This is a genomic window from Catenulispora sp. GP43 (assembly GCF_041260665.1).
Taxonomy (GTDB): Bacteria; Actinomycetota; Actinomycetes; order Streptomycetales; family Catenulisporaceae; genus Catenulispora.
This window is the reverse complement of sequence record NZ_JBGCCT010000033.1, coordinates 13647-30648: the sequence shown is the minus strand read 5'-3', so window position 1 is coordinate 30648 and position 17002 is coordinate 13647. Positions and strand designations below refer to the sequence as shown.

17 protein-coding genes are annotated in these 17002 nt (G+C 70.2%); 13 read left to right on the top strand and 4 right to left on the bottom strand.

Features of this window, described 5'->3' with window-relative positions; all coding sequences use genetic code 11:
• Positions 1-86 precede the first annotated feature (86 nt).
• The 13 genes from ABH926_RS43235 to ABH926_RS43175 all read left to right on the top strand — a co-directional run bounded on the left by ABH926_RS43235 (position 87) and on the right by ABH926_RS43175 (position 12405).
• Positions 87-743, top strand: coding sequence for an ABC transporter permease (locus tag ABH926_RS43235; RefSeq protein ID WP_370372443.1), 657 nt, complete (start codon positions 87-89; stop codon positions 741-743).
• Entirely contained in the window at positions 736-1767 is a 1032-nt protein-coding gene (locus ABH926_RS43230; RefSeq protein WP_370372441.1) for an ABC transporter ATP-binding protein, read from the top strand. Before ABH926_RS43235 ends, ABH926_RS43230 begins: the two co-directional genes overlap by 8 nt.
• A complete protein-coding gene (locus tag ABH926_RS43225) occupies positions 1764-2567 on the top strand; it encodes an ABC transporter permease (RefSeq protein WP_370372439.1) in 804 nt (267 codons plus the stop codon). Before ABH926_RS43230 ends, ABH926_RS43225 begins: the two co-directional genes overlap by 4 nt.
• A gap of 63 nt (positions 2568-2630) precedes the next feature.
• Entirely contained in the window at positions 2631-3575 is a 945-nt protein-coding gene (locus tag ABH926_RS43220) for a glycine betaine ABC transporter substrate-binding protein (RefSeq protein WP_370372437.1), read from the top strand.
• A complete protein-coding gene (fae, locus tag ABH926_RS43215; protein ID WP_370372435.1) occupies positions 3575-4120 on the top strand; it encodes a formaldehyde-activating enzyme in 546 nt (181 codons plus the stop codon). The genes ABH926_RS43220 and fae overlap by 1 nt, the downstream gene beginning before the upstream one ends.
• Complete coding sequence (locus tag ABH926_RS43210; protein WP_370372433.1) at positions 4117-5220, top strand: mandelate racemase/muconate lactonizing enzyme family protein; 1104 nt, start codon at positions 4117-4119, stop codon at positions 5218-5220. The genes fae and ABH926_RS43210 overlap by 4 nt, the downstream gene beginning before the upstream one ends.
• Entirely contained in the window at positions 5217-6695 is a 1479-nt protein-coding gene (locus tag ABH926_RS43205; RefSeq protein ID WP_370372431.1) for an aldehyde dehydrogenase family protein, read from the top strand. Before ABH926_RS43210 ends, ABH926_RS43205 begins: the two co-directional genes overlap by 4 nt.
• A 24-nt stretch (positions 6696-6719) precedes the next feature.
• The gene (locus tag ABH926_RS43200; RefSeq protein WP_370372429.1) at positions 6720-7625 is read left to right on the top strand and encodes an NAD(P)-dependent oxidoreductase; all 906 of its coding nucleotides are present in this window, start codon (positions 6720-6722) and stop codon (positions 7623-7625) included.
• Positions 7622-8794: an iron-containing alcohol dehydrogenase family protein gene (locus ABH926_RS43195; protein ID WP_370372427.1), complete on the top strand. Its 1173-nt coding sequence runs from the start codon at positions 7622-7624 to the stop codon at positions 8792-8794. Before ABH926_RS43200 ends, ABH926_RS43195 begins: the two co-directional genes overlap by 4 nt.
• Before the next feature lie 8 nt (positions 8795-8802).
• The gene (locus tag ABH926_RS43190; RefSeq protein ID WP_370372602.1) at positions 8803-10236 is read left to right on the top strand and encodes an NAD-dependent succinate-semialdehyde dehydrogenase; all 1434 of its coding nucleotides are present in this window, start codon (positions 8803-8805) and stop codon (positions 10234-10236) included.
• Between the two features lie 241 nt (positions 10237-10477).
• The gene (locus ABH926_RS43185) at positions 10478-10993 is read left to right on the top strand and encodes a MarR family winged helix-turn-helix transcriptional regulator (protein ID WP_370372426.1); all 516 of its coding nucleotides are present in this window, start codon (positions 10478-10480) and stop codon (positions 10991-10993) included.
• Between the two features lie 99 nt (positions 10994-11092).
• A complete protein-coding gene (locus ABH926_RS43180) occupies positions 11093-11533 on the top strand; it encodes a hypothetical protein (protein ID WP_370372424.1) in 441 nt (146 codons plus the stop codon).
• On the top strand, positions 11530-12405 hold the full coding sequence (locus tag ABH926_RS43175; protein WP_370372422.1) for an NmrA family NAD(P)-binding protein: 876 nt from the start codon (positions 11530-11532) through the stop codon (positions 12403-12405). The genes ABH926_RS43180 and ABH926_RS43175 overlap by 4 nt, the downstream gene beginning before the upstream one ends.
• Before the next feature lie 319 nt (positions 12406-12724).
• Here ABH926_RS43175 and ABH926_RS43170 read toward each other — a convergent pair whose 3' ends face one another.
• The 4 genes from ABH926_RS43170 to ABH926_RS43155 are packed head-to-tail and all read right to left on the bottom strand — an operon-like array spanning position 12725 to position 16990.
• The gene (locus ABH926_RS43170) at positions 12725-13492 is read right to left on the bottom strand and encodes a 3-oxoacyl-ACP reductase (protein WP_370372420.1); all 768 of its coding nucleotides are present in this window, start codon (positions 13490-13492) and stop codon (positions 12725-12727) included.
• 56 nt (positions 13493-13548) lie between these two features.
• A complete protein-coding gene (locus tag ABH926_RS43165; protein WP_370372418.1) occupies positions 13549-14925 on the bottom strand; it encodes an aldehyde dehydrogenase in 1377 nt (458 codons plus the stop codon).
• The gene (locus ABH926_RS43160; RefSeq protein WP_370372416.1) at positions 14922-15650 is read right to left on the bottom strand and encodes a gamma-glutamyl-gamma-aminobutyrate hydrolase family protein; all 729 of its coding nucleotides are present in this window, start codon (positions 15648-15650) and stop codon (positions 14922-14924) included. Before ABH926_RS43160 ends, ABH926_RS43165 begins: the two co-directional genes overlap by 4 nt.
• Positions 15647-16990, bottom strand: a complete 1344-nt coding sequence (locus ABH926_RS43155; RefSeq protein WP_370372415.1) for a glutamine synthetase family protein — start codon at positions 16988-16990, stop codon at positions 15647-15649. Before ABH926_RS43155 ends, ABH926_RS43160 begins: the two co-directional genes overlap by 4 nt.
• Positions 16991-17002: the final 12 nt, after the last annotated feature.

Here is a 17002-nt window from a genome sequence, read left to right as displayed (position 1 = left end):
ACTTTTCCGCATGGAGTTCTAGCGTGAGCCACACAACAAGCCCCTGACCGCAACAAGCAGCAACAACGTGCAGGAAGGAGGGGACCGTGCCGAGCCCATCGCTGTCGGACTACCTGAGGGTCCAGTGGCCGTACATCCGGCCCCTGTTCTGGGAGCAGATACAGCTGGTCCTGTTGACGATGGTCATCGCCGCCCTGATAGGCGTCACGGTCGGTGCCCTGGTCTGGGACCGCCCACGGCTTTCCGGGCCGGTGACGGCGCTGGCCGGTGCGCTGCTGACCATCCCCTCGCTGGCGCTGCTGACTCTGCTGCAGCCCGAGACGGGCCTGGGGTGGACCACCACCGTCATCGCGCTCATCATCTACGCGCAGCTGCCGATCATCCGCAACACCGTCGCCGGATTGCGCAACGTGGACCCGGCGGTGACACAGGCCGCCGCCGGCATCGGGATGGGCCCGGTGCGCAGGATGGTGCGGGTCCAGCTGCCGCTGGCCTGGCCGGTGATCCTGGCCGGCCTGCGAGTGGCGACCATGCTGGTCTTCGGCATCTCGGCGATCGCCGCCTACGTCTCCGGCCCGGGCCTGGGCAACCTGGTCTTCACCGGCCTGTCCCGACTGGGCTCGGTCAACGCCACCAACCAGGCCGTCGTCGGCGCGTTCGGCATCGCCATCCTCGCTTTGGCGTTCGACGGCCTGTACCTCGTGCTCCGCCGTGTCACCGTCTCCAGGGGGATCCGTGTCTGAGAACTACGACAACCCGCAGGCGCTCGGCATCGAGCTGGAGCACCTGACCAAGGTCTACCCGGGCCAGCCGGCCCCGGCCGTGGCCGACGTCTCGATGGACATCCCGGCCGGGGAACTGGTCGCGTTCGTAGGTCCGTCCGGCTGCGGCAAGACCACCACCATGAAGCTGATCAACCGGCTGATCGAGCCGACGTCCGGGGCGATCCGGCTCGGCGGCGAGGACGTCACCCACTCCGACCCGGTGAAACTGCGCCGACGCATCGGCTACGTGATCCAGTCGATCGGGCTGTTCCCGCATATGACGATCGCCGACAACGTCGCCGCGGTCCCGAAGATGCTCGGCTGGCCGAAGAAGCGGATCGCCGATCGCTCCGAGGAACTGTTGACGCTGGTCGGTCTGGAGCCGGCGAAGTACATGTCGCGGTACCCGCGGCAGTTGTCCGGAGGGCAGCAGCAGCGGGTCGGTGTGGCACGCGCCTTGGCAGCCGATCCGCCGGTGCTCTTGATGGACGAGCCGTTCGGTGCCACGGACCCGATCACCCGGCTGCGTCTGCAGCGAGAGTTCAAGGACCTGCAGCGGTCGCTGGGCAAGACAGTCATCTTCGTCACCCACGACTTCGAGGAAGCGCTGCTGCTCGGCGACCGGATCGCGGTGCTGGCCGATCAGTCGCGGGTGGTGCAGTACGACCGACCGCTGGCGCTGCTGACCAACCCGGCCGACGAGCACGTGCGGCAGTTCGTCGGCAGCACGGCACACGTGCGGCTGTTGGCACTGCTTCCGGCCGCGAACGCCATCGACCCAGCGGTTGCCACAGAAAAGCAGGATCCTGTGATCGCCGCCGATGCGACGCTGCGCGAGGTCACCGAACAGCTGCTGGGCGGCGCGCAGGCGGTACGAATAGTGGACGCGGAAGGCAACGCCCTCGGCGCCGCCGACTTCGCCAGCGTCCGCAAGGCGATCGCGACCGCGCGACTGGCAGAGACACAGGCTACTGAGATGGCGCACGTGGGGGTCGAACCGTGACCGCCACCGAAGCCGCACCCCCGACCGGGGTCGACGCAGGAAGCCTGGCGTTCACCGTGGCCCGCGACCGGACCGCACGCCGCAACATCAGACGGCTGGCGACAACGCCGATCCTGATAGCCCTCGCGTTGCTCGGCCTGTATCTGTGGGTCCACTCGCAGACTCTGGACTCCATCGAGCAGCGCACCCTGAACTGGTCGTACCTGAGCACCGCGATCAGCCAGCACCTCAAGCTCACTTTCCTGGCCGCGGCCATCACCCTGGCGATCGCCGTACCGCTCGGCATCCTGCTGTCCCGGCCCCGCGCCCGGCTGGTCGCGCCGGTCTTCCTCGGCCTGGCGAACATCGGGCAGGCCTTCCCCGCTATCGGCCTGCTGGTCCTGTTGACGATGAAGCTCGACGTTGGCGTGAAGGTCGCGATGATCTCGATCGTCGCCTACAGCGTGCTGCCGGTCCTGCGCAACACCATCGTCGGCCTGCAGCAGATCGACCCGGCGGTGACCGAGGCGGCCCGCGGCATCGGCATGCGGCCCGGCGAGATCCTGCGCAGGATCGAGCTGCCGCTGGCGGTACCGGTGCTGATGGCCGGCGTGCGCACCACGCTGGTGCTGGCCGTCGGCGTCACCACGCTGGCCACCTTCGTCAACGCCGGGGGGCTGGGCGACATCATCGTCAACGGCCTGAAGCTCAACCGGTTCCCCGTGCAGGTCACCGGCGCCGTGCTGGTGATGTGCATCGCCTTCTTCGTGGACTGGCTCGCGCGCATCGCCGAGGAGTTCACGAGGCCTCGCGGGCTGTAGCGCATCAAGTTCACCGAGCACATAGAGCACTCCCCCACCCTCATCTTGAACGGAGAGCCCCTCATGCGTTCCCGCATTCTCTTGTGCGGCATATCCACCGCAGCGTTGCTGGCCGCCACGACCGCCTGCAGCAGTTCCAAGTCCGCCGGCGGTAGTTCCGGCTCCATGGGCGACGAGCTCAAAGGCGCCTCGTTCACCGTCTCCAGCAAGGACTTCACCGAAAGCATCCTGCTCGGCAAGATCACCGAGTACCTGCTGCAGGCACACGGCGCCAGTTTCACCGACAAGACCGACATCAAGGGCTCGGTCAACACCCGCGACGCCTTGACCGCCGGCCAGGTCGACATGTACTGGGAGTACACGGGCACGGCCTGGATCACCTACCTGAAGAACACCAAGCCGATCGCCGACCCCAACGCGCAGTTCCAGGCGGTGAAGTCCGCCGACGCCGCCAACGGCATCGCCTGGCTGAACCCGGCCCCGATGAACGACACCTACGCCCTGGCCACCCGGGCCGGCGAAGCCGACAAGCTCGGCGTGCACTCCCTGTCCGATCTGGCCAAGCTCTCGCCCTCGGACGCGACGTACTGCATCGAGTCCGAGTTCTCCACCCGCGACGACGGCTTCCCCGGCATGACCAAGGCCTACGGCCTGACCGCCGGCAAGGACCAGATCAAGATGCTGGACACCGGCGTCATCTACACCGAGACCGCCAAGGGCGGTACCTGCAACTTCGGCGAGGTGTTCGCCACCGACGGCCGAATCAGCGCCCTGAAGCTCACCGTCCTGAAGGACGACAAGAACTTCTTCCCCAACTACAACGCGTCTTTGACCCTGAAGCAGTCGCTGCTCACCAAGTACCCGGCCATCGCCACCATCGTGGACCCGGTGGCCGCCAAGCTCGACGACGCCGCCATGACCGAGCTGAACGCCGAGGTCGACGCCCAAGGCCTGCCCGCCGACCAGGTCGCCAAGGACTGGCTCAAGCAGAACGGATTCATCAAGTAATGCGAGCAGAAGGCGAGCTCCAGATCGGCGAGTCGTTCGTGGGAACGGGCGTCGACGCCGCGCACATCAACACCGTCCTGGGCCCGCGCTCCGGCCCGGCGGGCACCGCCTGGGCCACCGCGCTGGCCACCCCCAGCGCAGGGCACGTGCCGTTCATGGCCGTGCTGGCGCCGGGGGTGGCCGTGCAGCCGCCGACGCTGTTCGTGACCAAGGCGGCCATCGAGAACGACCAGCACGGGAACCTCACCTGGGGCGCCGCGCAGGCCGGGGTGGCCGGCGGCGTCGCCGACGCGGTGGCGGCCGGGCATGTGGCCGCCGACGCCCTCGGCGAGCTGGTCCTGATCGCCGCGGTCTGGGTCAACCCCGGTGCCGAGGACGAGCAGGCCGTGTACGAGAACAACCGGCTGGCGACCGCCACGGCGCTGGCCAACGGGGCGGCGGGCCGGCCGGGGCTCGACGAGGTCATGAAGCATCGCACCGCGCCGTCCAACCCCTTCTTCTCCGGCGCGGCAATGCCCGATAAGAGCGAAGTGAGCACCACGTGAAAATCGCCGACATCCGGCTGTTGCGGGCCACCCTGCCCTTGGACCCGCCGTTCGACGCCGCGTGGGACCCGGTGCCGCGTACCCGGTTCGCCGCCACCGTCGTCCAGGTGACCACCGACGAGGGCCTGGTCGGCTACGGCTCCGGGGACAGCATGGACGGCTTCGAGCCGTACGCCGAGCTGTTCCTGGGCCACGACCCGCTGGCGATCGCCCGGCACGTGAGGGCCCTGGAGACCATCTCCTTCCACGCCGGCCGCTACTGGCCGTTGGAGGTGGCGCTGTGGGACATCATGGGCAAGGCCCTCGGGGTCCCGGTGGCCACGCTGTTCGGCGGAGCCACGGACCGGCTGCCGGTCTACGCCTCCACCGGCCGGATCCTCGGGCCGGCCGAGCGCGTGGACAGCATCCTGGCCATCAAGGAGAAGGGCTTCCGGGCCGCGAAGATCCGGATCCCGGCCGAGCGTGCGGACGAGGGCATCGCGACCCTGCGCGCCGTCCGCGAGGCAGTCGGACCGGACTTCGAGCTGATGGTGGACCTCAACCAGAGCTGGCGGATGCCCGGCGACGTGCGCGCCGCCCTGGACCCGGCCGAGGTGCGCCGGATCGCCGCGGCGTTGGCCGAACTCGGCGTGTTCTGGCTGGAGGAGCCGCTGCCGCTGGACGACGTGGCCGGGCTGCGCTCGGTGCGGCAGGCCACCGGGATCCGGGTGGCCGGCGGCGAGATGGTCCGCACCTTCCCGGAACTGCTGGACCTGGTCACCGCGGACGTGCTGGACGTCTACCAGCCGGACGTGGTGCTGGCCGCCGGAATGCTGCGCACCCGGACCCTCGCAGAGGTCGTGTTCTCCCGCAACCGGCGGTTCACCCCGCACACCTGGTCCAACGGCATCGGGCTGCTGGCCAACCTGCACGTCACCGCCGGTGTCGGCGGCGGCCCCTACCTGGAGTACCCCTACGACCCGCCGACCTGGACCGAGGAGCGCCGCGACTTCATGCTGGCCGAACCGGTACGGATCGCCGCCGACGGGATGTTGCAGGTGCCGTCGGCGCCGGGCTTGGGATTCGAGATCGACGAGGAACGATTGGCGCGGCTGGCATGAGCACTACTGATTGGGCCGCAAAGGCGGCGGCACTGGAGATCACGCGGCGGGACGCGTTCATCGGCGGCGAGTTCGTATCCGCCGCCTCCGGCGAGCGGTTCATCTCCACCTCACCGCGCGACGGCCGGGTACTGGCCGAGATCGCCGCGAGCGGGGAGGAGGACGTGGACCGCGCAGTACGGTCGGCGTATGAGGCCTTTGAGTCCGGGGTGTGGTCGAGGGCGGATCCGGCGGTGCGCAAGCGGGTGCTGCTGCGCTTCGCCGCGCTGATCGAGGAGCACGCCGAAGAGCTCGCGCTGCTCGAAACGCTCGACGTCGGCAAGCCGATCGGCGACACCACGGTGGTGGACGTGCCCAAGACGGCGGCGGCGATCCGCTGGTACGCCGAGGCGATCGACAAGCGCTACGACGAGATCGCGCCCGCGCCGCGCAGCGCCCTGGCGCTGGTGACGCGGGAGCCGCTGGGTGTCGTCGGGGCGATCGTGCCCTGGAACTACCCGCTGATGATCAGCAGCTGGAAGCTCGGGCCGGCGCTGGCCGCCGGGAACTCGGTGGTGCTCAAGCCGGCCGAGGACTCCACGCTGGGCTCGTTGCTGCTGGCCGAGTTGGCGAGCGCCGCTGGGGTGCCGGACGGCGTGTTCAACGTCGTGCCCGGACTCGGGCCGGTAGCGGGCGCGGCTCTGGCCAAGCACGATCTGGTGGCGAAGATCGCTTTCACCGGCTCGCCGGGAGTGGGTCGCAGGCTACTGGCGTATGCCGGGGATTCGAACGGCAAGCAGGTCGCACTTGAGCTCGGCGGCAAGTCGGCGCAGGTGGTCCTGGCGGACGCGGATCTCGATGCCGCCGCCGACGCGATCACCTGGGGCATTTACTACAACGCCGGGCAGACCTGTAACGCCGGATCGCTTTTGGTCACCGTGCCCGAGGTGCGCGAGGAACTGCTCGCGCTGGTCGCGGCCAAGACGAAGGGCTTCGTGGTCGGGGATCCGCTGGACGCCGCGACCCAGGTGGGACCGTTGGCCGGCGCCACGCACCGGCAACGGGTGCTGGGCTGGTTGGACACCGCCGCTGAGGAGGGCGGACGGTTCGTGGTCGGCGGCCCGGACGCGCTGCCCTCGCCTTTCGTGGCCCCCACGGTGATCGACGGCGTGGCACCGTCCGCGCGGTCGGCGCAGGAGGAGATCTTCGGGCCGGTGTTGTTGCACCTGGCGGCCGAGGACGCCGCGCACGCCGTGCGGCTCGCGAACGGGACCCGGTACGGGCTCGCGGCCGGCGTCTGGTCACGGGACCTGACCACCGCGCACCAGGCGGCGCGCGATCTGCGGGCCGGGACCGTGTGGGTGAACACGTTTGACGCCAGCGACGTGATCACGCCGTTCGGCGGATTCGGCGACTCCGGCTCCGGCCGCGACAAGTCGCTGCACGCCTTCGACAACTACACCGCGTTGAAGACGACGTGGATCAACCTCGGGTGATATCCGGTGATGGAGGGCTTTGAGATGAAGGTCGCCTTCATAGGTCTGGGCAACATGGGCGGGCACATGAGCCGCAATCTGGCCGCCGCGGGTGTGCCGCTGGCCGTGTTCGACACGGTGGCGGCGCGCGCCGACGCCGCGGTGGCGCACGGCGCGGTGCTCGCGGAGTCGGCTGCTTCGGCGGTCGCCGAGGCCGACGTGGTGGTCACCATGCTGCCGACGCCGGCGATCGTCGAGGACGTGCTGCTGGGCGCGGGCGGGGTGCTGGCGGCGATGCCGGAGGACCGCCTCTGGATCGATATGTCGACATCAGTGCCCGAAGTCGCCGAGCGGGTTCGGGCGCGGGGGGCCGCGCGCGGGATCCGGGTGCTGGACGCGCCGGTGTCGGGGATGACCAAGGGTGCTGATTCCGGCATGCTGCAGATCTTCGTCGGCGGCGACGCGGCGGACTTCGAGGCAGCGCGGCCGCTGTTCGACGTGATGGGCGACCCGGAGCGGGTGCTGCACGTCGGCGGGCACGGCGCCGGGTACGCGGTGAAGCTGATGATCAACCAGCTGTGGTTCGTGCAGCTGGTGGCGATCGCCGAAGCGCTGACGGTCGGGGTGAAGGCCGGGGTGGACCTCGGCGTCCTGCACCGGTCGCTGGTGGCGTCGCCGGCGAACTCGGTGCTGCTGGAGCGGGACTTCCTGCCGTTGCTGACAGCCGGCGACTACGACGAGGGCTTCGCGATCGCGCTGGCGTGCAAGGACACCGGTCTGGCGGTGGACCTGGCGCGCTCGGTGAAGGTGCCGGTCGAGGTCGGGGCGGTGGCCGAGCAGGTGTTCCGGCGGGCCCGGGCGGCCTATGGGGACCTGGCCGGGGAGATGTCGCCGGTGAAGCTGTACGAGGACATCGCGGGGATCGAGCTACGGATGGAGGCCGCAGCATGACGCTGGACATCACCAAGCAGACCATCGGGATCGGGCCGTTCCCGCCGGCGACCTTCGCGGTGGGGGCGATATCAGAACTCGCCGAGCGAGTACGCGCACTGGGCGCCACGAAGGCGGCGATCGTGACCGACCGGGGACTGGTCGCCACTCCCCTGCCCGAGGACGTCGCCGCGCTGCTGCGTTCCGCGGACCTGCACGTCGAGGTGTTCGGGGACGTGCACCCGAACCCGACCACCGACGACGTGGACGGCGGGGCCGCGGTGGTACGGGCGCTGGGCTCCGGCACGGCGGTGGTCTCGCTCGGCGGCGGCTCGGCGCTGGACGGCGCGAAGGCCATCGCGCTGGCGGCGGCCAACACGGTGCCGGCGGCCTCGCTGGAGTGGGGCGCCGCCGGACTGGCACCGGCGCTGCCGATCATCGCTGTGCCCACGACGTCCGGCACGGGCGCCGAGTGCAACGACTTCGGCGTGGTGACCGACACCGCGACGCACCGCAAGTGCTACCTCGGCGGCCCGAGCTGCCTGGCGCGCGCCGTGATCCTGGACCCGGCGCTGACGCTGACGCTGCCGGCCGGCGCGACGGCGGCCTCGGGGATCGACTGCCTGACGCACGCTGTGGAGTCTTTCTTGTCAGTGCGGGCGAACGCCTGGGCCGACGGGCTGGACCTGCAGGTCGTGCGGCTGGTCGCGCGGTTCCTGCGGCGCGCGGTGACCGACGGCTCGGACCTGGAGGCGCGTTCGCACCTGCTGTTGGCGGCACACACCGCGGGCCTGGCGATGAGCACGACGGGGCTCGGGATCGTGCACGGCGTCGCGCATCCGCTGGGCGGACGCTTCGACGTGCCGCACGGCGTGGCGTTGGCGATGGTGCTCGGCGAGTGCCTGCGGTTCAACCGGCCGGAGCGGGTGGAGCGACTGGCTCGGTTGGCGGAGCCGCTGGACGTGTTCGACGCCTCGGCCTCGGCCGAGCGCAACGCGGACGCGGCCATCGCAGCGATCGGGCAGCTGGTCACGGACGTCCGGCTGGACCTGCGGCTGGACAGCTTCGGGATCACGAAGGCCGACCTGTCGCAGCTTGTCGCGGACACGCTCGCGGACGCGGTGATGGCGAACACGCCGCGCGCCGCTTCGACGGAGGACGTACAGGCGATTCTTTTGGCGGCGCTGTGAGTGCCACGATGAGGGAACTGCCCTCAAGCCCTTACATAGCCGGTGCGTGGGCCGTCGGCGACGGCGACCTCTTCGACGTCCTGAACCCCGCCACCGGTGAGGTACTGGCGACCGTCGCCGGAGCCGGGGAGCGGGATCTGGAGTCGGCACTCGCCGCCGCCTCCGACGCGCTGCCGACGTGGTCGCGAACCGCGCCGCGGGTCCGTGGCGAGGTGCTGCGGCGCGCGTTCGAGCTGATGCATGAGCGGGCCGAGGAGTTGGCCACGCTCATGACCCTGGAAATGGGCAAGACGCTCGCCGACGCGCGCGCCGAGGTCGGCTACGCCGCCGAGTTCTTCCGCTGGTTCGCCGAGGAGGCGCCGCGGATCGGCGGCGAGCTGCGGACCGCACCGAGCGGTGGCAACCGGATCCTGACGCTGCGCAAGCCGGTGGGAGTGTGCCTGCTGGTCACGCCGTGGAACTTCCCTGCGGCGATGGCGACGCGCAAGATCGGGCCGGCGCTGGCGGCGGGCTGCACCGTGGTGCTGAAGCCGGCCGAGGACACCCCCTTGACCGCGCTGTATTTGGCGGGACTACTGGCCGAGGCCGGCGCGCCGCCCGGAGTGGTCAACGTGCTGCCGACCGCGCAGCCAGGGCCGCTGGTGGCCGCGGCACTGGCCGACGAGCGCGTCCGCAAGCTGTCCTTCACCGGCTCGACGGCCGTCGGGCGACTGCTGCTGGCCCAGGCCGCACCCCGCGTCCTGCGCTGTTCGATGGAGCTCGGCGGCAACGCGCCCTTCATCGTGCTCGAAGACGCCGACCTGGACACCGCGGTCGACGGCGCGATGCTCGCCAAGATGCGCAACGGCGGCCAAGCCTGCACCGCGGCCAACCGATTCCTGGTCCGCGCGGAAGTCGCCGAGGAGTTCACCGCCAAGCTCACCGACCGCATGGCGGCCCTGCGACTGGGCCCCGGCTCGGACGAGGCCACCGGTCTCGGCCCGATGGTGAACCGCCGCGCCGTGGAACGCATCACGAAGCTGGTGGACGACGTGGTGGCCGGCGGCGCGAAGATCCACCTCGGCGCCACCCCCGCCGCCGGCCCCGGCTTCTTCTACCCGGCAACGGTCCTCACGGGGTCCTCCCAAGCCTCCACGCTCGCCACTGAGGAGGTCTTCGGACCGGTGGCCGCGATCTACCCGGTCGCCTCCGACGAGGAGATCGTCGCACGGGCCAACGCCACCGAATACGGCCTCACCGGCTACCTCTACACCCGCGACCTGGCCCGCGGCCTGCGGATCGGTGAGCAGCTGGAGATCGGCATGATCGGCCTGAACCGCGGCCTGGTGTCAGATCCGGCGGCGCCGTTCGGCGGGGTGCGGCAGTCGGGGCTGGGGCGCGAGGGCGGGTTCGAGGGGATCGAGGAGTATCTGGAGACCTCTTACATCGCGACCAGCTGGTGACCGGGGCCAATCGACCGCGGGCCAGACGGTCAGGCCTCGATCGAGCCACCGCACCGCTGAACCAGGTCGCGCCCGCCCCGGCGGTTTTGGTCAGAGCCTTGCTCAGGCTGCAGCGGTGTGCGCGAACGGTTCGCGGAGCCGGGCTGGCAGTGTTCTGAGGTGCTCGGCGCTACTCCGGCGCGACTCCGGTGCGACTCGGCGCGACTTGACCGGCCAAGTAGTAAGGCGCCATACTATCTTCATGACCCCGGAAGCCCGACCCGCCACGCCGAGCCTGGACCAGGCCCGGCGCCAGATCCGCCACTACGGCCTCGACGCCGATCCGCAGTCCATCCTGGTGGCGGCGCGGCTGATGGCGGTCGGGGCCCGGCTCGGACAGGCGTCCGAGGTGCACTTCGCCCGCTTCGGGCTGTCCACCGGGCGCTACCGCCTGCTGGCCGACCTGGAAGACCACGGCGGCGGGAAGTCCCCGTCGCAATTGGCTGCCAGCCTCGGAGTGACGCGGGCGACGGTGACCGGTCTGCTCGCCGGCCTCGAGCGGGAGGGACTCGTGGTCCGCAGCGCGTCCGCGGAGGACGGCCGCGGTGCCGTCGTGTCCCTGACCGAGCAAGGAGCGCAGCGCCTTCGGGACATGGCCGCCGAGCACTTCGAGCGACTGCAAGCCCTGGTCGGCGCGCTCAGCATCGACGAGCGCGGACAGTTCCTCGGCATGCTGGAGCGGATCGACGAGGGCATCGGCGCTTTCGTCGCAGACTGACCTCGGCCCCACCGCCTCACTGCCCCACTGCCCCACTGCCCCATCATGCCCTTTCCCATGCCCATGTAGTTAGCCGCCTAATCACTTGTGGAGGCCACCATGCCCGGAAAACGCCCACCCCGTCCCTTCAAACTCCGCGAAGAGGTGTTCGTCGCCTTCCTCGCCCCCGCCGTGACCGCGGGAATCAGCGGCCTGGCCACGCACCAGAGCGCGCTCGCCGTCGCCGCCCCGACCTCGATCGGCCTCACCTCCGCCGTCGTCGCGGCCATCACCGGAGCCATCCTGCAACGGCGCGGTGCGGCGCGACGATCGCGGCGGCGCCTGCCGGCCGCCCTGGCCGCCGGCCTGACAGCCGGCGCGATCGCCGCCGCGGTGGGGCTGCCGGCCTCCGTCCTGCTGCCGCGACTGCGCATAGACCTGCCCGTGGCCGCCGTGTTGGCAGCGACCATCGTCACCTGGCGCTGGCACGGCTCGGCTTCTGCCCGCCCCGCCGCCGCACACCGCGGCACCACGTCCCCGACCCGGAAGGACTTCGCATGATCGCCGTCATGGGAGCGACCGGCAGCACCGGCAACACCCTGCTCCGCACACTCTCCGCCCAGAGCGTCCCCTGCCGCGCCCTGGCCCGCACGCCGCAAAAGCTGCGCGGAACCATCACGGCCGTCGCGCCGATAGAAGTCGCGTACGCCGACGCCGCCCACCCCCACTCGCTGCGCGCGGGGCTGAAGGGCTGCGACCAGCTCTTCTTGTCCATGGCGAACGGGCCGGACCAGGTCGAGCTGGAGACCGCGGTGATCGACGCCGCGGCCGCGGCCGGCATCGGGCACCTGGTCAAGCTTTCCGCGCCGGCCGCCGAACCGGACTCGCCCGTCGCCGTGTCGCGCGGCCACGCCGCGATAGAAGCGCACCTGGCGGCGATGATCCCTCGTGTCAGTATCCTGCGTCCGTACGCCTTCATGCAGAAGCTGCTCGTCCTCGCACCTGTGGTGGCGGCAAGGGGCGTCATCATCGGGACGATGGGTGCGGCGCCCTGCAACTACGTCGACGTCCGAGACATCGCCGATGTGGCGGCTGCCGTTCTGACGCAGCCGGAACTAGCGGGTGCGACATACGAACTCACCGGCGGACGGGCCGTCTCCCATCCCGAGCTCGCGGCCTTGCTGACGTCGCTGACGGGACGGCCGGTCGCCTCCGTCGATCTGGACCCCGCCGAATTCCACGCCCACCTCGTGCACACCGCGGGCATGCCCGACTGGCTGGCCCGACACATCGTGGAGATCCAACGCCTGGCCGTCACGCGGCCGGAGTCGCCGAACTCTGTGATCGAGGCGGTTCTGGGGCGGGTTCCAAGAAGCCTTGAGGACTTTCTCGCGGAGAACCGCGCAGCGTTCGGGCAACCTGCAGGATCCTGAAGCCCTGAAGCCCACGCGATCTGTGCCCTTCGTCGGCCCGGGGGTCGACACCCTCGCCCGTCCATTCTGGAGCTCGCAGAAGCGCACCGCCTTTCGGGCTACGATCCGCAGACCCAACGGGCGATCGGACTTGCGACGCAGGATACGGTAGCGTCGCAGATCAGGGCCTCAATCCGAAGAATCGGATTGAGGCCCTTGATGTTTTTCGGCGACCGATTGGGGCCGAAAGCTGCCCGTGGCGGCGGTGGCGTCCTCGACGCCACCGCCCCGCCAGGCCCGGGTCTCGAGCGCGGCATAGTTCAGCCGCAGGTCGGCCGTATTACACCGGGGTGACGTATGCTGCCGAGATCCCGCCGTCGACCAGGAACGTGTTGGCTGTGATGAACGAGGAGTCGTCGCTGGCCAGGAAGGCTACGGCGCCGGCGATCTCCTCGGGTTCGGCGAAGCGGCCCAGCGGGATGTGTACCAGGCGGCGGGCTGCGCGTTCGGGGTCCTTGGCGAACAGTTCCTGGAGCAACGGTGTGTTCACCGGGCCTGGGCACAGGGCGTTGACGCGGATGCCCTGGCGGGCGAACTCCACGCCCAGTTCCCGCGACATCGCCAGTACGCCGCCCTTGGACGCGCTGTAGGAGATCTGCGAGGTCGCGGCGCCCATCACCGCTACGAAGGACGCGGTGTTGATGATCGAGCCCTTGCCCTGGCGTTGCATGTGCGGGATCGCGTGCTTGCAGCACAGGTAGACGCTGGTCAGGTTGACCTCCTGGACCCGGCGCCAGGCGTCCAGGCCGGTGACCAGGATCGAGTCGTCGTCCGGTGGGGATATGCCGGCGTTGTTGAAGGCGATGTCCACGCTGCCGTAGGTGTCGACCGTTGTGCGGAACAGGGCTTCGACGGCGGCTTCGTCGGTGACGTCGACGTGGACGAACAGGCCGTCGATCTCTGCGGCGGCCTTCTCGCCGGCCTCGGGGTCCACGTCCGCGCAGACCACCCTGGCTCCTTCGGCGGCCAGGCGGCGGGCGCTGGCCAGGCCGATGCCGCTGCCGGCACCGGTGATGACGGCGACACGGCCGTCGAGACGCTTGCTCATGGATTGTTCCTGTCGTTCGGTTCCGTGGTTCAGTTCCGCGGTTCGGGTACCGCGGTTCAGTTCGTGGAGATGAACACGTTCTTGGTCTCGGTGAAGGCGTCCAGCGCGTCGGGGCCGAGTTCGCGGCCGAGGCCGGACTGCTTGAAGCCGCCGAACGGCGTGGAGTACCGCACCGAGGAATGGGAGTTGACCGAGAGGTTGCCGGCCTCGACGCCGCGTGCCACTCGCAGCGCACGGCCGAGGTCGCGGGTCCAGATCGAGCCGGACAGCCCGTACTCGGAGTCGTTGGCGATGCGCACTGCCTCGTCCTCGTCGCGGAACGGCGCCACGCAGATCACCGGGCCGAAGATCTCCTCGGTGAACGCGGCGGCGGTGCGCTCGACCGGGGACAGGACCGTGGGCGTGAACCAGTAGCCGGGGCCGGACGGTGCGGTGCCCCGGATGGCGACCGGTGCGCCGTCGGGGACGTAGGCCGCGACCTTGTCCCGGTGCCCGGCCGAGATCAGCGGGCCCATGTCGGTGGACTCGTCGAGCGGGTCGCCGACCCGCACGCCGTGCACCGCGGGCTCCAGCAGGGCCATGAAATCCTCGAACGCCGACTGCTCGACGAGGATGCGGGACCGTGCGCAGCAATCCTGGCCGGCGTTGTCGAACGCCGCCATCGGCGCGGCCGCGGCGGCCGCCGCCAGGTCCGCGTCGGCGAAGACGATGTTCGCGCTCTTGCCGCCCAGTTCCAGCGTCACCGGCTTCACCTGCGCCGCGCATCCGGCCATGACCTGCTTGCCGACCCGCGTGGAGCCGGTGAACACGACCTTGCGCACCGCCGGGTGGTCCACGAAGCGCTGGCCCACGACCGCACCGCGCCCGGGCAGTACCTGGAACACCCCCTCCGGGATCCCGGCTCGCAGGGCCAACTCGGCCAACCGCAGGGCGGTGAGCGGGGTGAGCTCGGCGGGTTTGAGCACGACCGTGTTCCCGGCGGCCAGCGCGGGCGCGAACCCCCAGCCGGCGATCGGCATGGGGAAGTTCCACGGCGCGATCACGCCGACCACGCCGAGCGGTTCCTTGAAAGTGACGTCGATACCGCCGGCCACCGGAATCTGGCGGCCGAAGTTCCGCTCAGGTGCGGCGCTGTAGTAGTCAAGGACGTCCCGGACGTTCCCCGCCTCCCAGCGGGCGTTCCCGATCGTGTGGCCGGCGTTGGCGACCTCCAGGGCCGCCAGATGCTCCCGGTCCGCGTCGACCTCGGCGGCGAACGCCCGCAGCAGCCGTGCACGGTCGGCCGGCGCGACGGAGCGCCAACTCTCGAAGGCCGCCGCCGCGCGCGCGATGGCGGCGTCGGCCTCCGCGATTCCGGCGAGCTCGACCTTGGCGATCACCTCTTCGGTGGCCGGGTTCACCACCTCGTGGACGGACGCCTGGCTGTCGGTCATGCGTTCTCTCTTTCCATGCTGTTCTTCGACGCCGCTTCGACGAGGGCTTCGAAAAGGCGGTTGTCGTCCGGAGCGGCCTCGGGATGCCACTGCACGCCGAAGACGAAGTCCCGCTCCGGCATCTCGAGGGCCTCGACCGTCTCGTCGCCGCACCAGGCGGCCGGCAGCAGACCGTGCCCGATCTCGGCGACCGCCTGGTGGTGGTAGCAGCGCACCGGTACCGGGCCGGTGCCGAGGATCGGCGCGAGTCGGCTGCCGGGCCGGATCCGGACGCTCTGGTCCCCGAACACCGCGGGCGCGGGCTGGTGCGCCACGTCGCCGAGTCGGTCAGGCAGATGCTGGATGAGACGACCGCCGAACGCGACGTTCATCAGCTGCATCCCGCGACACACCCCGAGGACCGGGATCTGCTGCCGCAGAGCCTCGCCGAGCACCGCGAACTCCCAGTCGTCCCGCCCGCTGTTGGGCGTGCCGGTCCGGGGATGGGGATCCTGGCCGTAGGTGTCCGGATCCAGGTCCGGTCCGCCGGCCAGGACGAGGCCGTCGATGGCGGCCACGGCCTCCAGCGCACCCGACTCCTGCGGCGGCAACAGCACCGCGACGCCTCCGGCACGAGTCACCGCACTGACATAGCTGTACGGGATCAGTGCGGCAGACTGCTGCCACACTCCCCACGACGCCATGTCGTGGTACGAAGTGACACCGATCAGGGGTCGTCCGCTCACAGCCGCTCGAACCCCCGTCGCCGCTCCCAGTCGGTGACCTCGGAGTCATAGGCGGCGAGCTCGGTACGGCCGGCATGGGCGTAGTGCGCCACGACGTCCTTGCCGAACGCGTCCGCGGCGAGCTGACTGCCCTCGAACGCCTCGATGGCGTCGCGCAGGCTGGACGGCACACGCGGAGCGTCGGAGGCGTAGGCGTTGCCGGTGAACTCCGGCTCCAGCTCCAGCTGGTTCTCCACACCGTGCAGCCCCGCCGCGATCAACGCGGCCACCGCCAGGTACGGGTTCACGTCGCCGCCGGGCACGCGATTCTCGAACCGGAGCGACGAGCCGTGCCCGACCACGCGCAGCGCGCAGGTGCGGTTGTCGCGCCCCCAGGCGATGGCGGTCGGGGCGAAGCTCCCGGCGACGTACCGCTTGTAGGAGTTGACGTTCGGGGCCAGCAACAGCGAGAAGTCGCGCAGGCAGGCCAGCTGTCCGGCCAGGAAGTGCTCCATGACCTGCGAGAAGCCGTGCGGACCGTCGCCGGCCATCACCGGGCTGCCTTCCCCGTCGCGCAGGCTCAAGTGGATGTGGCAGGAGTTGCCCTCACGTGCGTCGTACTTGGCCATGAACGTCAGGCTCACGCCCTCCTGCGAGGCGATCTCCTTGGCCCCGGTCTTGTAGACCGTGTGGTCGTCGCAGGTTTTCAGGGCCTTGTCGTACTTGAACGCGATCTCGTGCTGGCCGAGGTTGCACTCGCCCTTCGCCGACTCCACGATCATGCCCGCGCCGGCCATTCCGTTGCGCAGCCGGCGCAGCAGCGGCTCGACGCGGCCGGTGCCCAGCACGGAGTAGTCGACGTTGTACTGGTTCACCGGGGTCAGGCGGTGGTAGTCACGGTCCCAGGCCTGCTCATAGGTGTCCCGGAAGACGATGAACTCCAGCTCGGTGCCGGCGTAGGCGTCCCAGCCGAGTCCGGCCAGCCGGTCGAGCTGGCGGCGCAGCACCTGGCGCGGCGAGGCGCTGACCGGGGTCCCGTCGTGGTGCGCCACGTCGCACTGCACCATCGCAGTGCCCGGATGCCACGGCACCAGGCGCAGCGTCGCCATGTCCGGGGCCAGGACGAAGTCGCCGTATCCGCTTTCCCAAGAGGAGATGGCATATCCGTCGACGGTGTTCATGTCGACGTCGACCGCCAGGAGATAGCCGCAGCCCTCCGAGCCGTGCGCGACGACGTCGGACAGGAAGTAGTCGGCGGCGATCCGCTTGCCCTGCAACCGGCCCTGCATGTCGGTCATGGCCAGGACGACCGTGTCGATCGTGCCCGCAGCGACCATGTCGCGCAGCTCGTCCAGGGTCATGCGACCGCGGTA

Bases quoted from the DNA above. Each gene is read 5' to 3' on its own strand.
- ABH926_RS43220 (WP_370372437.1), top strand. From the start codon at position 2,631: ATGCGTTCCCGCATTCTCTTGTGCGGCATATCCACCGCAGCGTTGCTG.
- fae (WP_370372435.1), top strand. From the start codon at position 3,575: ATGCGAGCAGAAGGCGAGCTCCAGATCGGCGAGTCGTTCGTGGGAACG.
- ABH926_RS43205 (WP_370372431.1), top strand. From the start codon at position 5,217: ATGAGCACTACTGATTGGGCCGCAAAGGCGGCGGCACTGGAGATCACG.
- ABH926_RS43200 (WP_370372429.1), top strand. From the start codon at position 6,720: ATGAAGGTCGCCTTCATAGGTCTGGGCAACATGGGCGGGCACATGAGC.
- ABH926_RS43195 (WP_370372427.1), top strand. From the start codon at position 7,622: ATGACGCTGGACATCACCAAGCAGACCATCGGGATCGGGCCGTTCCCG.
- ABH926_RS43190 (WP_370372602.1), top strand. From the start codon at position 8,803: ATGAGGGAACTGCCCTCAAGCCCTTACATAGCCGGTGCGTGGGCCGTC.
- ABH926_RS43185 (WP_370372426.1), top strand. From the start codon at position 10,478: ATGACCCCGGAAGCCCGACCCGCCACGCCGAGCCTGGACCAGGCCCGG.
- ABH926_RS43180 (WP_370372424.1), top strand. From the start codon at position 11,093: ATGCCCGGAAAACGCCCACCCCGTCCCTTCAAACTCCGCGAAGAGGTG.
- ABH926_RS43175 (WP_370372422.1), top strand. From the start codon at position 11,530: ATGATCGCCGTCATGGGAGCGACCGGCAGCACCGGCAACACCCTGCTC.
- ABH926_RS43170 (WP_370372420.1), bottom strand. From the start codon at position 13,492: ATGAGCAAGCGTCTCGACGGCCGTGTCGCCGTCATCACCGGTGCCGGC.
- ABH926_RS43165 (WP_370372418.1), bottom strand. From the start codon at position 14,925: ATGACCGACAGCCAGGCGTCCGTCCACGAGGTGGTGAACCCGGCCACC.
- ABH926_RS43155 (WP_370372415.1), bottom strand. From the start codon at position 16,990: ATGACCCTGGACGAGCTGCGCGACATGGTCGCTGCGGGCACGATCGAC.